The organism is Psychrobacter sp. Arc29, from assembly GCF_041431175.1.
In the GTDB taxonomy this organism is placed as follows: domain Bacteria; phylum Pseudomonadota; class Gammaproteobacteria; order Pseudomonadales; family Moraxellaceae; genus Psychrobacter.
The window spans coordinates 34,959-49,980 of sequence record NZ_JASMRR010000013.1 but is presented as its reverse complement, the minus strand read 5'-3'; the positions used below and the strand labels follow the sequence as shown (position 1 = coordinate 49,980).

The following is a 15,022-nucleotide window of genomic DNA, read 5'->3' as shown; positions in this document are numbered from 1 at the left end:
AATATATACACTAGTGGTTATCTTTTCGCAAGTTTTTTGGATGTAATATGAGCCGTTCAGCGAACACCACCGCCGTCCTATATTTATTACTGTGTACGTTTCTCTGGGGCGCATCCTTTCCTGTTGGCAAGCATGCCTTGAGTGAAGTTAACGCTTTAACCTTAGTCATGTGGCGCTTTAGCATTGCCTCGGTGTGTCTGTATCTTTATACAAAATATAAGCACATGCCAATCCCTAATCTCACACCCAAACAATGGGCGTGGGCGATTGGTGTATCCATCATTGGTGTCGGTGGCTTAAATTTGGGTTTGTTTACTGGGCTTGAACAGACCAATGCTAACAACGGTGCGTTGATTATGGCGCTTAGCCCGCTGGTGACTTCTTTGATTGGCTCTATAGCGCAGCGCCAGTTTCCTACCAAAGGCGCGCTGTTTAGTTTGGTGGTTTGTCTCTCTGGCGTACTGCTGGTACTGACCGATGGCGCATTTGCCAAACTGCTAGGATTTGAATTTAACCACGGCGATCAAATGATCTTTTTAGGTATGCTGTGCTGGAGTCTCTATACCTATCTGACCCAAGGAATCAGCCGCTGGATGCCGATGATTCCTTATACCTTGGTCGGTATGCTGTCCGGTCTTGGGGTGATCTCGCTTATGGTGTTATTTAGTGCAGAGGTACATCCACTGCAAGAAAGCTTAGCCATCAGTCGCAGTGTTTTTGGCGACTTAATATTTATTGGCGTCTTCGGCACGGTCGGCGGTTATCTACTGTGGATCTCTGGCGTCAAACAATTGGGTGCTGCCAATGCATCATTATTCTTTAATTTTGTGCCCGTTTTTGCTGCGCTCACTGCCTTTGCTTACGGTCAGCAAGTGACCGCTTTACAATTATTAGGTATGGCGATTGTGATTGCTGGGCTGTTGATACCTAGACTGGTAAAATGGCAACATCAGCGTCTGACCGTTCATAATGTCTAAAATGAGACGCAGTAGGCACTGACATTAGCAGCTAAAACGAGTTGCCAGTGTCAGTACCATTTCATTTTACAACAAGATCCCTTGCTCTTTGGCAATCTGATCGATCAATTCTCGAGCGATACTGCCCTTTGGCGGAATCTTGGGCAGGTTAGAGAGATCAAAAAAGTCAGCATGCGCCAGCTCGTCTTCTTGAATAATAATATCGCCGCTGGCATAAGAGGCACGGAACCCAAGCATCAAGTTAGAGGGAAATGGCCAAGGCTGACTACTTACATAGCGAATATCTGCCACGCTGATATTGACCTCTTCTGCCACTTCACGTACCACTGCATGCTCTAGGTTTTCACCGACCTCAACAAACCCTGCGATCAAACCATACATGGGCGGCAGTTTTTGCTGTCCATGTCGATGGTGGTGCGCGAGTAAGATTTGCATCTCACCTGACACTGGGTTTGGGCGGGTAATCGCCGTAATCACACATGGCTGCACGCGAGGATACTGGCGCAGCTGGCATACTGGACAAACCATGGCGCGCTCGCCTTGGTCAGCATGGACGGTAGGATTGGCACAGCGACTACAGAACTGCGTATCTGCCTGCCACCTTAGTAACTGTATCGCTTGGCTAATCTGATCTGATAGGGCGACAGGCAGATAGGGCATCAGCTGTCGATAAGGGACAAACGTATCAGTACTGCTTTCGGCGATGATAGGCAGCGTCACGTTATGAGCGAGTGCGTAATTATAAGTCATGGCAGTGGTGGACGGCGCAGTGAAAGTTTGGTCAGTGTTATGACTGATCAAATCAGATGAAAGGCTACTAATATTATTATCATCAGATTGCCAATGATTTGGCGATAGACTCTCATGTAGCGTCACGTGACCGAGCCGATAAGCTTGCTCGTCTGACTCAGTAATACTCTGTGGTAGTTGGATTTGTAATGGCCACCAACCATCTGGCATTTGACGGCATAAAACGGTGTCATCACTCAATATAAAAGCATGGGCCATAAAAGATTCCAAACAGTTCGAAGCAAGTCCGTATCGATTTAGATACAGACTTATTTAACGTAAAGTATTCCGATCAAGTTTTATCGCCGCAAAATGACAAAATGGTGACGATAAAACCTGTGCAAGCAGTACTAAGCCGCAAGTAGATGACTTAAGCTTTGCTGGCCAACGTCAAGCGCTTGTTTGCTGACAGGACGATTGTTCTCAAAACCATCCAGATGATGATCGACCGCCATAATAACATCAGCAATATAAGCCAGTGTATCGTCTTCGATACGTCGACCACTCTCTATGCGTTTTTCGATATAAATGGCTAATTGACCAAGCATGCTGGCGGGTGTTGGTAATTGTAAAAAGCGCAATGCACCTGCTACTTGGCGCATCATTCCCGGTATATTCTGGATATTAAGCATGTCACGCTCAGGCTCTGCCAAATAGTCATTGATGGCTTGTTCGGCACTGGCAATGGCGGTACGGCTTTCTTGTATTAAGGTATCGTTTGCCGTATTGAGCTGATGCAATGAGATATGTTGGTTATTCAATGGTAAATAAATCGCCCCAGGAGTATGCATTTCCGCCATGGCAATCGTAGCGTTCTCTGCATGCATCAATGCCAGTAGCAAGTGATCAAAATCATCTGGCGAAGGTGCCTGCCAACGGTTGACCGCACTTGCTGCTGTGCTAAGACTATTAGCTGCATTGGACAGTCCTAGCAAGCGTAAGGCTGAGCTCAGTTCAGTCAACTCTTCAACGATCTGGGCAGTTTGCATATCAACAGGGTTGATGGAGTCGCCGCGGGCGTAGCTATCCACATTTTCTTTGATGGTGTTAATTTGAGATTGAATGATGTCGTTCAGCGTATCGGTCAGCGCGCGATTGGGACCAAACAAGAAACGCTTCATTTCCTCAAGCTGAGCACCTTCTAGATGGTTGCTTGCATACTGCTCACGAAGCTGCTGCGCCTCAACCGTATCACGCTGACAGGCAAAATTGACCAAGTCTGCAAAACGTGTGTCCATCACTGGTAAGTAGCTTTGAAATTGCTGTTCTAAGTAAATCAGCGTGTGTTTTTGGCTCAAGTTCAATGGCAAGACCGCTGCGATATTGGTCACGGCAGTAGTCGCTGCCTGCCAAAACAGACTGTTGGTATTTGCTGCGATCAACGCACAGGCAGCACTCATGGCATCGAGTTTTTGCTGATCGTTTGAGTTGATGTTGCCGTCTTGATTGAGTAGGACAACGCCAAGACCACTACGATAGGCGTAAGTTAGCAGCTCTGTGTCTAGGTTAAGTGTGCTTAGGGGTTCGAAGTTTTTTTCAGGGTTGGCAATGATGACGCTACTGCTGCCAAAAGCAGAAAAAGACTCTACGGTTATGGGTGCTTTTTGCACATGAGCATTGAGCTTGTTAACCACTGGCAATAACAAAGTAGGCTCTACCGATTCAGTCAATAAGACAAACTCGACATAGCGATCTAGAGTCATGATGGCTTCTGATAAATCCATGATCAGCGCGGTATCATCATTATCGCCACTATCATAAAGGCGCTGCAAACCATCGACGATTGCATTGTTTAACACTTCCGCACCGACAAGAGAAATCAGTTTAAAAATACAAGACAGCTGCTTTAGTACGTCAATAGAATCTGCCAACAAAGGCGCTTGGCTACTATCATCATTGAACTCGCTCAGATGAATCTCAGTATCTTTGAGCGTTGCGATAACCTCATCATGTAATAAATGAAGTGATGGCAGGTTAAAATCAGTAACACTAAGCGTTGGGGCGGTTAACTTCATTTGCGCAGACTGGTCCATAAGTATTTTTCCATAATGTACTGATGAGAATAGCAATGGTGTAAGTAGGATATTAAAAAATTGGTGTTAGTGATGTTTTAACGCTTTATATGACAATAATCAAGATTATATTGTACAAATGTCAGTGTAATGCAGGCTCGATATAGCAGCTACATATTAACTTTTAGCTCAGGATAGTTTTCTGCAAGAGAAGCGTACCAGCTTTGATTGGTGGTCTCATCTGACGTCGATGCTAGCAATAAATTGGCCAAATTAGCAAAACTGGCATGGGCAGTCTGCCCACCATCTGATTTCGTGTCCTCTTCAATGGCGAGCGTCACTTGTCCACCAGTCATCGCCAAATAAACTTCGGCTAAAATCTCTGAGTCAAGTAAAGCCCCGTGAAAAGTACGGTCTTGCTTACCAACGTCTAGACGACGTACGAGGGCGTCCAACGTGTTCTTTTGTCCGGGGTACTGCTGCTTTGCCATGACCAGCGAATCGGTCACTTGTACGCGCTCAGCAAAGTCATTTAGACCAACCTTAGCAAACTCCATGTTTAAAAAGTTCATATCAAAGGTGGCGTTGTGAGCGATAATTTCAGCACCATCCATAAAGTCATATAATGACTGGGCAACTTGATCAAAGGTAGGCTTGTCGGCCAAAAATGCCTCAGAGATACCATGAATACGAATGACTTCATCATCCATGCCGCGCTGCGGATTGATATAAACGTGTAGTTTTTCACCAGTAAATTTACGCCCAACCATCTCAACAATACCGACCTCGATGACACGGTCGCCCTTTAGTGCGTCAAGTCCTGTGGTCTCTGTATCCATGATGAGCTGACGATTTGCTTCATGGCGATGTATCGGCTTTGGCAATAGCGGTTTGAAATGAGGATTGGCACGGCTAGTATCCCCATCAAACTTGGGTGCATCATTATCTATAGGTGGCATATCACTAATTATGACGGTGTCATTCATGGGTGTTTGGGCTTCTAGCATGGCTTTGTTACTCATCGTTTTGGGTGCGTTGTCTTGATAGTGGGCAGTCTCTACCATGACATCATTCATCATACGTTCTTCATGGCTATGGTGACTGTCATTGATTAGTAACTCATTTTCTGACACATCTTCGTCAAACTCGTCATCTACCATATCTAGACCCAATGGGTCGAACTTTAGCCAATCATCATTGGTGACAGGTTTTTTATCAGTCGCTATGCGGTCTTTTTTTTTAGGTGCGTCTGATTCGTTTATCACAGGTTTTTGTGTTACAGATTCTTTTATCATAGAGGAGTGACCACTGTTTGACGTAACCCCTAAGTTTGCCAGTTCATCTGCTTTTTCATTACCGGCATGTCCAGCATGTCCTTTGACCCAATGCCAATCAACATCACGCTGTTGACATAGGTTATCCAATTGTTGCCAAAGGTCTTGATTGGCGACGGGCTTTTTACTGGCTGTTTTCCAGCCTTTTTTCTTCCAGCCTTCAATCCATTCGGTGATGCCTTTTTGGACGTAGCTGGAGTCTGTCCAAATCTCAAGTTTTTGCTCATGTGAGCTATGTGTTAGGGCCTGTATCGCACCCATGAGCTCCATGCGATTATTGGTGGTTTCCGTATCACCGCCATATAAATCCTGCGTGCTACCATCGCTAAATATAAGGTGCGCGCCCCAACCGCCAGCGCCGGGATTGCCTTTGCAGGCACCGTCAGTATACGCTACCGTTGTGTTTTTCTTGGCGGCTAACGGATCAGTTGCGTTGCTTGTATGAGAGTGTGGCATGGCGTTACGGTTGTCTGACATAGAAATGTATAAACCTAATAAATAGTAAGCATAAAAGTAGTATTAGAACATCGCGCTCGTGCTAATTGAGCGATGCTAGTGCCGCTGTGAGTATAACAAATCTATCGTAAATATGGGTGGTCGTGACGCACAAAATCGCAAAACCAGCGATGGCAATGCATAACACAATAGTAACCTGATTGTTTTCTGTTAAAATAGCTTGGTTCGCTAAAAAACGTCTGTTTTTTCGCGAAAATGCTTTTAAAGAAGCCAATACCAGCGCGCTGTTTTTGTCACATTTGTCACAATAGTATCCACAGAAAACATTTGCAGATAGCTATTTGATAGTTTTTTTTATGATAACGCGCTCAATGCAAGTCTCCCATACATGACCGCAGGATAGCTTTATTATGTCTTTATGCTCAAATGTTTTTTATAAGCGACTGACGTATCTGATGCTCAGTGCTACGGCCAGCACAGCGCTTCTTTTGAGTGGCTGTAGTGATAACAGCAGCACTCAAGCAGATACTGAAGTTGCAGCAGATTTATCTGTCTTTGCCGGTTGTTATACGGTGAGTCAAGATGAGCCTGCGCAAATAAAGGTTAGCCAACAAGAAGGCGCTTGGGTGATGCAGATGAAAGAGCCTGCAAGTGCTAAGCGCGTCTGGGATGAGCCTGAAGCGTTAGAAGTGATTAAAAATAGTGATATACCGCAATTTTTCTCTATTGATCCAGACAATGTCGATGCGGTCATTGGACGTCCTGATCGAGTGCTAGTATTGGCGCATGTCAAGCCTGCCTATGCCAATATTGACCCACTATTAGACAGTGAGTATCTGTCTTATATCTACCGAGGTGCTAACACCATCTATCGAGTAGAGTGTGACGACGTCAATACCGATATATTGGCCAATCCACACGCCAACATCATTATCGATAATGTGAATGAGAGCAATTAGATAAGTATTGCTCATAGATATCATTGATGATCAATAGGATTTATCCAAAACCATCTTGCTACAAGCCGTTAAATCAGTAGAGTCAAGCTATATGAATTTTTTTAGTTATGTCGTGTTAGGTGGGTTTTCTTATGCAGCGGGTTGGGCGATAAGAACGTATGTATTAGAAAAGCAGCCGAAGACTGACCAGCCTTACAATCTCAAGCATCCTGCTATTTTGGCGTACTTGGGTGGGTTTTTTATCGTTATGCTGATTGTTTCGTGGTTGATTGGTCGTTATGCGCTTGATCATGCTGCGATCGATTTACCATTTATTATTGTCAACAGCCTTGTGGCAACCTTTGTGTATTCGTTTGGGCTCAATCCAGAAAAAGCAAACTATGATGTGCCTAATTAAAATCTGATGTTTGGAGGTTTAATCGTTCAGCGTCAGATTGATTAAAGCAACAAAAAAGCCACAACCAATGTGAATGGCTGTGGCTTTCTTAAGACTGCAATTCTTTACCTGTTAAGGAGTTAGCAGTTAACCGATAATTAGCAGTTAAGACATAATTATCGGCTAAAACATAAATAGTTATGAAGCCTTTTTGAGATCAGTACTGGTTTCATTATCATCTTCTTCATCAGTGCTGGTCTTATCGTTACTGATTTTGTCAGTGTCTTTTTCATCTACTGGCTTACTTTCGGCATCCGCTTGCTCTTGTTTCCATACTTTATATTTTTGCAAATCCTTTTGGGCTTGTTTTAAACAAAATTTGAGCACAAGTGCGTCATCGATATAACCGATAAACGGAATAGAATCTGGGATAAGGTCAATAGGGTTTAGCGTGTAGATTGCGCCAACCACACCTGCTGAGAGGGTTCTAAAAGGAATCTTGCGATAATCCCCTTTGTAATAATCTTTAATCAGACTCATAAATAGCATCAAGTCATCGCTAAAAGGTTCAAGGTAGCTATTGTCCTCTAGCTTTTCTTTAAGTTTGTCTTCTTTTCCAATCAGGTATTTCAAATTAGAAACAAGTGTTTTTTCTTTATCATTTTTCTTGGTAAACATAATTGTTGCCTTTATTTATTTGCGATGAATTTGTATCTACAGTAACAAATATACTCGCCCCATGTTGTGTGTCTCGGTAGCGAAAAAGTAAATATAGGTAAAGGCTTGGGTAACTTGACTGCTGGCAAGATGCGTTACAATGCTTGAGTATGACAGCGTCATTTGTGATGTGCGCTGCTGCAAAAAGATGACAATGCATAAACCATAAAAACAAAAATGTATAGGTAGTAACAACGTATGGGTTCAAAAACACCGTCCATCCAGCAGTCAATAAAAGATAAAAATCTACCGTTAAACTTAGTTGATGAGCTTAGTATTGGCTTAAACCGTCGACAGTTTTTGCGTCGAATAGGGATCGGCGCAGGTGCTGCGGCATTGGCGACTCAAAGTATTTCTCACGTGTTGGCTGCTAGTCCCATTGAGGCAGGTAATAGCTCGCAGTTGACCAAAGACGATCTGCCGACGCCACTATTGGATGAGCGCTCAGCACAAACGTCCTTAATCACAAACTGTACCACGCCTACGATTGAGACCAGACTGTTTGCCAGCTCCAATGTAGGCGGTAGTGATGAACGCAATCAGTTAGCACTAGATCGTATGGCTTGTGCGGGGTTTAAAATAAGTAATCCTGATATTACCAATCGTCAGTATTTGCGCTTTGCAGGTACGGACTCGCAGCGTGCCAGTGATTTTCAAAACCTCGCGACCGGCGCGATAGCAGCGCCAAAGCTGTTGCTGGGTGTGCGCGGTGGTTATGGTGCAATGCGTATATTACCCATGGTTGACTGGACAACCCTTGGGCGTATTATGAAAGAGCGCGGCACGATACTCGCAGGGTTCAGTGATGTGACCGCGATTCAGTGTGCGCTATTGGCAAAAGGGGCAATGAGTTCGCTTGCGGCACCGATGCTCTATAGTGAGTTTGGCAAAACAGCACCTGATAAAGTCAGCTGTCGGCAGTTCGCCCAAGCACTAACCAATCCTAACCTTACGAACACCATACAAGATGCGTCTTTAACCAGTCAGCGATTGCCTACCATACTCACAGCAGGCGAGCCTAAAGTGCTCATCGGTACGATTTGGGGTGGCAACTTGAGTGTGGTCTCAGCGCTGGCTGGCAGTGAGTATTTGCCGCGCATTAAGGGCGGTATTGTGTTTTTAGAGGATGTGGGCGAGCAGGCATACCGTATTGAGCGCATGCTGTATGACTTATATCTAGCCGGTGTGTTTAAAGGTCAACAAGCGATTGTATTTGGCGCATTGTCTGGTACAGGTGAGGACAGCTACGACAAGCGTTATGATGTTGCCACGGTGATTCATCAGCTACACAAGCTGACAGGGTTACCGATTTATAGTGGTATGCGTTTCGGTCATATCGGTAAAAAACACAGCTTTCCGCTAGGCGCGATGTGTCAACTCAGTCCAAACACCAGCGGCGGTTATCAGTTGGCGTTCAGCGATTATCCCACGATTAAAGCCGATATGATTCATGTCGAAGGGCTATGGCAGAGTGCCTAAGAGCTAAACAATACTATAGTCGATTCAAAATAGAACAGAGACGCTACATTTCAACGCTGAACTGAAATAAATTTTTCTTGCTTGCTGTGCCTTCGCAGACAGAGGCTAAGAAAAATTTTTTCCAGTCCCGCTGACTCGTTTTTATACTACGTTCACTATATTATTAAGTCATTAAATCGCTAACCGTGAAAACTTATCTTGGTACTCCTTAGGCGTCAACTCGGTAGTGCGTTTGAACAAGCGTGTGAATGATGAGATATCTTCATAACCCACTTGATCCGCCAGCGACTTTATCGTCACATCGCCCGATTCCAAGAGGCGTTTTGCTTGCTCAATTCTGACCGCTTGAATGTACTCAATGGGGCGCATGGACACGCAAGATTGAAAGCGTCTGTTCAAGGTACGTGGGGTGATATTTGCCATGGCAGCCAAACTACTGACTTGTATTGGCTGCTGAAAGTTTTGTTCGATAAATTCTTGGACTTGTTTGACCAACTGATCGGAATGCGGCTTGTGCAAAGTCACATTGGTGTAGCTGTTTTGGTTGCCACGCTTACTATCGATAATCTGAGTTCTCGCCACTTGCGTAGAAATCTCACGCCCGCAATAACGCTCTATTAATAACAATCCTAAGTCATAAAAGGCACTGCCGCCTGCTGCACAAAATATATTGCCGGACTCATTACTTGAATGAGTAACAAACTGGTTCTCTTGTAAGTCCACCAATGGAAAATCTGTCTTAAATTTATTGGCATAGCCCCAATGGGTGGTGGCGACTTTATGATCTAATAACCCTGCCTCCGCCAAGAAAAAAGCCCCGCTACAGTTACTGGCAATATCCGCGTTGGTATTCGCCAGTCGTTTGAGATGCGGGAGTAGCTCGCTGTTTTGCTTCAATACCTTATCAATAGAATCGCCAATAGTGGGTACCAGTAACAAGTCGCACTCCGTGACATCTTGGATATCGCAATGGGCATGAACCATTAAGCGATTACTACATCTGATAGCGCCGCCACCCAAGCTTGCGATCTGTACCTTAAATCTAGGCTCTACGTCCTCATCTAAAAATCGCTGCCAGCTGACCCCTGTAAATGAAAATAGATCTAAGGCACCAGCGAGCACGCTCCCAAGTACACCATCGAAGCCAAGAATGATCACTTTAAACGGTTTGAAATAAGGCATAAGGCTCTCGTGTCTTTAGGTGCGCTTGTTAAAAACAGGGTGTTTTTAATGAATTTTTCTTAAAAATTTGTCTCATTTGACCATGATTATGTCATAAATGACAATACGGCAAAGCGCTAAATTAGCTTAATATCAATTGATAAGCATTTATGACCTTTGTTTTGCCTTACTCAATGATGCAGTAAATAGAAGAGATAAAGCCATTACAGATGGCAGTAAGATAAACGGATTTTCATGATTGACGATATTTGAACTTTACTAAAAGAGACGACTATGGCAGCAGATACCCTTATCAACGACTTTGAATTACCGTTCCAGCTCTACGATGTATTGGGAACACAAACCCTCACTGAGCATTCGAAATTTTCAGAGCACAGCCGTGAGACCTTTGATGCGGTATTAGACACGGCAAACAAGATCGCGACTGATTTATTTTTGCCGCACAATCATCTGGCAGACAAGAACGAACCGCAGTTCGATGGTAAAAAAGTCAGCATGATAAGCGATGTCAAAGTCGCTTTTGATGCGTTTCGCGAGTCGGGCTTTATCGCTGGTCGTTACAGTTTTGAAGATGGCGGTATGCAATTGCCCGAAACGGTGATGACAGCCGTGGCAGGCTACTTTATGGCTGCCAACCCATCAACAACGGCTTATCCATTTTTGACCACTGCTGCAATCAATGTCATCTCACATTTTGCGAGTGAGGATATTAAAACCGCCTTTATGCCGCGTATGCTGACAGGTGAGTTCACCGGCACCATGGCACTGACAGAGCCGCACGCGGGCTCGTCACTTGCCGACATCAAAACCACCGCGGTCAAACAAGACGACGGCTCCTATCGTGTCAAAGGCAGCAAGATTTATATCTCAGCAGGGGACCATGAGCTATCTGACAATATTGTCCATCTAGTATTGGCCAAGATTCCCGGTGGTCCTAGTGGGGTAAAAGGCATCTCTTTATTTGCCGTACCTAAGTATCGCTTGAACGATGATATGTCTGTAGGCGAGCGCAATGACGTTCATTTGACGGGTCTGATTCATAAACTTGGTTATAGAGGTGCGACTTCCACGGCATTGAGCTTCGGTGACGCGGGCGAATGCCACGGTTATCTGATCGGTGATGAGCATTTTGGTCTGCGTTATATGTTCAAGATGATGAACGAAGCGCGTATTGCGGTGGGGTTTGGCGCTGCAATGATTGGCTATCGCGGTTATCAGTATTCGCTCGATTACGCCAAAGACCGTACACAAGGTCGAATCGCACCAAACAACAAGCCTGAAGATGATGCGACTGCTATTATCCAGCATGGTGATGTCAAGCGTATGCTGTTGGCACAAAAAGCCTATTCTGAGGGCGGTATTTCATTGTGCTTATACGGCTCAAACCTAATTGACCGTATCAATACCTGTGAAGACGAAACCCTAAAAAACGAGCTGACAGAACTATTAGATCTTCTCACACCAGTACTAAAAGCATGGCCGTCTGAATATGGGCCCAAAGCCAATGATTTGGGTATTCAAGTATTGGGCGGTGCCGGTTATACGCGTGAATATCATGCTGAGCAGTTTTGGCGCGACAATCGTCTCAATCCTATTCATGAAGGCACAAATGGCGTACAGGCACTAGATTTGTCATTCCGTAAGTTATGGCAAAAAGGTGGGCTTGGTATTCAAATATTAAAGCGTGAAATCACGCAGGATCTAGAAAATATTACTAAGCCTGAGAGTGCGGCACTGGCGGGTAAATTAACACCTTATATGGGTCATTTGCATGAAGTATTGGTGCATCTAAGCAAAGTGTTGCAGAAAGAAGAAGCTATCACGCTAACGGGCAATGCGCAGGCGCTGATGAATATTTTTGCTTCAATTGTGCTTAGCTGGATTTGGATTCGCCAAGCCAGTAAAGCTGAGCAGCTATTAAGTACAACGCAAGATGTGGAACAGCAGAATTTCTATAAAGGCAAGATACAAGCGGCGAAGTACTTCATCGATTGGGAACTACCGTTGATTAACCGTGATATTGCCATTTTAAATAACACTAATTCTGTTTGCACTGATATGCAAGCGGACTGGTTCTAGGGACGACTCTAAGGAAAGAATAATGACAACCATAAATAAGCAGTGGCGACTAAAAGCAAGACCAGTCGGCGAACCAAGTGCTGAAACTTGGGATTATACTGAGACAGAAATACCGACTATTACCGATGGTCAATTACTGATTAGAGTTGATTATATCTCTATCGATCCTGCGATGCGCGGTTGGCTGAATGATGCCAAGTCTTATATCGCACCAGTACAAATTGGTGACGTCATGCGCGCCGGTACGGTGGGTGAAGTGATTGAAAGTAAGCATGAGAAATTTGCCGTTGGGGATTATGTTGCAGGTCACGATGGCGTGCAGTCATATGCGGTCAGTGATGGCACAGGATTGCATAAAGTTGATCCAAATCTTGCACCGCTACCTTACTATTTGGGCGTACTTGGGATGCCGGGTATGACAGGCTATTTTGGTTTACTCAAAACAGGTCAACCAAAAGCAGGCGAGACCGTCGTGGTATCAGGTGCTGCGGGTGCTGTTGGTAGCTTGGTCGGTCAAATTGCCAAAATCAAAGGCTGCCGCGTCGTTGGTATCGCAGGCGGTAGCGAGAAATGCAAGTTCTTAGTCGATGAGCTTGGGTTTGATGCGACGATCGATTATAAAAACGAAGATGTGAAAAAAGCACTAAAGAAAACCTGTCCAAATGGCGTTGATGTCTATTTCGACAATGTGGGCGGTGACACCTTAAATGACGTGCTTACTCAGATTAATCTACGAGCTCGTATCGTTATTTGCGGGGCTATTAGTCAGTATAACAACACCACAGCAGTCAAAGGCCCATCGAACTATTTATCACTATTGGTCAATCGGGCTCGTATGGAAGGCATCGTGGTGTTCGATAATATCAAAGAATATCCAATCGCCATGAAAGAGATTGCTGGCTGGATTCAGTCAGGTGACATAAAAGTAAAAGATCATATCGTTGAGGGTATCGAGACGTTCCCTGATACGCTTATGATGCTCTTTAAAGGTGAAAACTTCGGCAAACTAGTACTTAAGGTAGAGGGATAAATCATGACACTGAATACAAACGGAATTGCATCAGATGTAACAGGTAAACGTATTTTGATCACTGGTGGCGCATCAGGTATTGGTGCTGCAAGCGCATTACTATTGGCCAGTCGCGGCGCAAAAGTTGTGATCGGTGATATGGCAGAAGAAATGGGTGAGTCTGTTGCCCAGCAAGGCCGAGATGCAGGCAATAGCATCACTTTTAGAAAAGTAGATGTAACCAGTGGTGATGAAGTGCGTGCATTGTTTAACTTTGCGATGGAGACGCTAGGCGGCCTAGATGTGGTGGTCAATAACGCAGGTATCGACCACAAGCCTTCACCCATGCATGAGCTAAGCGATGATGACTTTGATCGCAATATCGCCGTCAATCTAAAAGGGGTCTGGAACTGTATGCGTGCTGCTGTCAATTGTATGATACCGAATGGCGGTGGTCATGTGATTAACGTAGCTTCTATTGCCGGTCTACGTTCTGCGCCCATGTTATCGGCTTACAGTGCCGCCAAACATGGCGTAATGGGATTGACCAAATCTGCGGCCCATGAATATGCGCGCGCCAATATCCGTTTTAATGCGGTATGTCCAAGCTTCATTGATACGCCAATGGTACGCAATACCATGGCAACGATGAATGAACGCGCGCAGCAAGCAACCGTCAAAGCCAGCCCGTTACGCCGTTTGGGAGAGGTGGATGAAGTTTCTGCCGCGATTGCATGGTTAGCTAGCGACGAGAGTAGCTTTATGAATGGTCATGCCTTCACCTTGGACGGCGGCATGTTGGCATAATATTGACTTTTACGCTTACGTATATAGTATTTAAAAACATAAGGAATAATGATGAAGGATTTATTTGATTTAACCGGTAAGGTTGCCCTAGTGACAGGTGCCAGTCGCGGTATTGGTGAGTCTATTGCCCGTTTATTGGCCTCAAGAGGGGCACACGTGATTGTCTCTAGCCGCAAGATTGATGCTTGCCAAGCAGTAGCAGATAGCATCAAAGCTGACGGTCATAAAGCCAGCGCCTTTGCCTGTCATGTAGGAGATATGGAGCAGATTGACGCGGTTTTTGAACATATCAAAAGTGAGTTTGGTCAAATCGATATCTTGGTTAATAACGCTGCAGCCAACCCGTATTACGGTCATATTTTAGATACAGACTTAGCCGCTTTTGATAAAACGGTAGAGGTAAACATTCGCGGTTACTTCTTTATGTCAACAGCCGCTGGCAAAATGATGAAAGAACAAGGCGGCGGTGTTATCTTAAATACTGCGTCGGTCAATGGATTAGTGGCAGGCGATAAGCAAGGTATTTACTCAATCACCAAAGCGGCGGTTATTAGCATGACTAAAGCCTTTGCCAAAGAATGTGGCCCACTCAATATCCGTGTGAATGCACTATTGCCAGGCCTGACGGATACCAAGTTTGCCTCTGCTTTGACCACCAATGATAAAGTCTTAAAAATGGCACTACATTCGATCCCGCTAGGGCGCGTGGCAGAACCTGATGAAATGGCGGGTACTGTACTGTATCTCGTGTCGGATGCTTCAAGCTATACCACAGGCGCGACTATCGTTGTCGACGGTGGTATGCTGGCTTAATTAGCAAGCTATAGAATACAAGCTAAGATGAGC

Annotated in this window: 13 protein-coding genes; 8 read left to right on the top strand and 5 right to left on the bottom strand. The window is 44.8% G+C overall.

Translation table 11 applies throughout. The features are described from left to right. Positions 1-47 precede the first annotated feature (47 nt). Entirely contained in the window at positions 48-977 is a 930-nt protein-coding gene (locus QO189_RS13715; RefSeq protein ID WP_075105955.1) for a DMT family transporter, read from the top strand. 66 nt (positions 978-1,043) lie between these two features. Here the strand turns inward: QO189_RS13715 and nudC are convergent, their stop codons facing one another. From nudC to dnaQ, 3 genes are all read right to left on the bottom strand, one after another. Continuing rightward, complete coding sequence (gene nudC / locus QO189_RS13710) at positions 1,044-1,985, bottom strand: NAD(+) diphosphatase (protein ID WP_371533168.1); 942 nt, start codon at positions 1,983-1,985, stop codon at positions 1,044-1,046. A gap of 131 nt (positions 1,986-2,116) precedes the next feature. Then, positions 2,117-3,799, bottom strand: a complete 1,683-nt coding sequence (locus tag QO189_RS13705; protein WP_371533167.1) for a hypothetical protein — start codon at positions 3,797-3,799, stop codon at positions 2,117-2,119. A gap of 149 nt (positions 3,800-3,948) precedes the next feature. Next, positions 3,949-5,589 carry a DNA polymerase III subunit epsilon gene (gene dnaQ / locus QO189_RS13700; protein WP_371533166.1) on the bottom strand — a complete coding sequence of 547 codons (1,641 nt, stop codon included), beginning with the start codon at positions 5,587-5,589 and terminating at the stop codon, positions 3,949-3,951. A gap of 389 nt (positions 5,590-5,978) precedes the next feature. Between dnaQ and QO189_RS13695 the strand changes: the two genes are divergently transcribed. Together QO189_RS13695 and QO189_RS13690 are read left to right on the top strand one after the other, a co-directional pair. Beyond that, entirely contained in the window at positions 5,979-6,527 is a 549-nt protein-coding gene (locus tag QO189_RS13695; protein WP_227675837.1) for a hypothetical protein, read from the top strand. A 91-nt stretch (positions 6,528-6,618) separates the two neighbouring features. Next, positions 6,619-6,924, top strand: coding sequence for a hypothetical protein (locus QO189_RS13690; protein WP_371533165.1), 306 nt, complete (start codon positions 6,619-6,621; stop codon positions 6,922-6,924). Between the two features lie 177 nt (positions 6,925-7,101). Here QO189_RS13690 and QO189_RS13685 read toward each other — a convergent pair whose 3' ends face one another. Next, positions 7,102-7,581: a YkvA family protein gene (locus QO189_RS13685; protein ID WP_371533164.1), complete on the bottom strand. Its 480-nt coding sequence runs from the start codon at positions 7,579-7,581 to the stop codon at positions 7,102-7,104. A 237-nt stretch (positions 7,582-7,818) separates the two neighbouring features. Between QO189_RS13685 and QO189_RS13680 the strand changes: the two genes are divergently transcribed. Beyond that, positions 7,819-9,099 carry an LD-carboxypeptidase gene (locus QO189_RS13680; protein WP_371533163.1) on the top strand — a complete coding sequence of 427 codons (1,281 nt, stop codon included), beginning with the start codon at positions 7,819-7,821 and terminating at the stop codon, positions 9,097-9,099. A gap of 171 nt (positions 9,100-9,270) precedes the next feature. Here the strand turns inward: QO189_RS13680 and QO189_RS13675 are convergent, their stop codons facing one another. Beyond that, positions 9,271-10,281, bottom strand: coding sequence for a GlxA family transcriptional regulator (locus QO189_RS13675; RefSeq protein WP_371533162.1), 1,011 nt, complete (start codon positions 10,279-10,281; stop codon positions 9,271-9,273). 273 nt (positions 10,282-10,554) lie between these two features. On the opposite strand from QO189_RS13675, the gene QO189_RS13670 reads away from it, so the two are divergent. From QO189_RS13670 to QO189_RS13655, 4 genes are read left to right on the top strand one after another with little or no spacing between them, the layout of a single operon-like run. Next, a complete protein-coding gene (locus tag QO189_RS13670; protein ID WP_371533161.1) occupies positions 10,555-12,360 on the top strand; it encodes an acyl-CoA dehydrogenase in 1,806 nt (601 codons plus the stop codon). A gap of 22 nt (positions 12,361-12,382) precedes the next feature. Beyond that, positions 12,383-13,390 (top strand): NADP-dependent oxidoreductase, encoded by a 1,008-nt coding sequence (locus QO189_RS13665; protein ID WP_371533160.1) that lies wholly within the window; start codon positions 12,383-12,385, stop codon positions 13,388-13,390. A gap of 3 nt (positions 13,391-13,393) precedes the next feature. Further along, entirely contained in the window at positions 13,394-14,176 is a 783-nt protein-coding gene (locus QO189_RS13660) for an SDR family NAD(P)-dependent oxidoreductase (protein ID WP_371533159.1), read from the top strand. A 48-nt stretch (positions 14,177-14,224) separates the two neighbouring features. Then, positions 14,225-14,989: an SDR family oxidoreductase gene (locus QO189_RS13655; RefSeq protein WP_264753449.1), complete on the top strand. Its 765-nt coding sequence runs from the start codon at positions 14,225-14,227 to the stop codon at positions 14,987-14,989. Positions 14,990-15,022: the final 33 nt, after the last annotated feature.

What these genes read in the sequence shown, in the direction of transcription:
- QO189_RS13715 (WP_075105955.1), top strand. Translation starts at nt 48, where the DNA reads ATGAGCCGTTCAGCGAACACCACCGCCGTCCTATATTTATTACTGTGT.
- nudC (WP_371533168.1), bottom strand. Translation starts at nt 1,985, where the DNA reads ATGGCCCATGCTTTTATATTGAGTGATGACACCGTTTTATGCCGTCAA.
- QO189_RS13705 (WP_371533167.1), bottom strand. Translation starts at nt 3,799, where the DNA reads ATGGACCAGTCTGCGCAAATGAAGTTAACCGCCCCAACGCTTAGTGTT.
- dnaQ (WP_371533166.1), bottom strand. Translation starts at nt 5,589, where the DNA reads ATGTCAGACAACCGTAACGCCATGCCACACTCTCATACAAGCAACGCA.
- QO189_RS13695 (WP_227675837.1), top strand. Translation starts at nt 5,979, where the DNA reads ATGTCTTTATGCTCAAATGTTTTTTATAAGCGACTGACGTATCTGATG.
- QO189_RS13690 (WP_371533165.1), top strand. Translation starts at nt 6,619, where the DNA reads ATGAATTTTTTTAGTTATGTCGTGTTAGGTGGGTTTTCTTATGCAGCG.
- QO189_RS13685 (WP_371533164.1), bottom strand. Translation starts at nt 7,581, where the DNA reads ATGTTTACCAAGAAAAATGATAAAGAAAAAACACTTGTTTCTAATTTG.
- QO189_RS13680 (WP_371533163.1), top strand. Translation starts at nt 7,819, where the DNA reads ATGGGTTCAAAAACACCGTCCATCCAGCAGTCAATAAAAGATAAAAAT.
- QO189_RS13675 (WP_371533162.1), bottom strand. Translation starts at nt 10,281, where the DNA reads ATGCCTTATTTCAAACCGTTTAAAGTGATCATTCTTGGCTTCGATGGT.
- QO189_RS13670 (WP_371533161.1), top strand. Translation starts at nt 10,555, where the DNA reads ATGGCAGCAGATACCCTTATCAACGACTTTGAATTACCGTTCCAGCTC.
- QO189_RS13665 (WP_371533160.1), top strand. Translation starts at nt 12,383, where the DNA reads ATGACAACCATAAATAAGCAGTGGCGACTAAAAGCAAGACCAGTCGGC.
- QO189_RS13660 (WP_371533159.1), top strand. Translation starts at nt 13,394, where the DNA reads ATGACACTGAATACAAACGGAATTGCATCAGATGTAACAGGTAAACGT.
- QO189_RS13655 (WP_264753449.1), top strand. Translation starts at nt 14,225, where the DNA reads ATGATGAAGGATTTATTTGATTTAACCGGTAAGGTTGCCCTAGTGACA.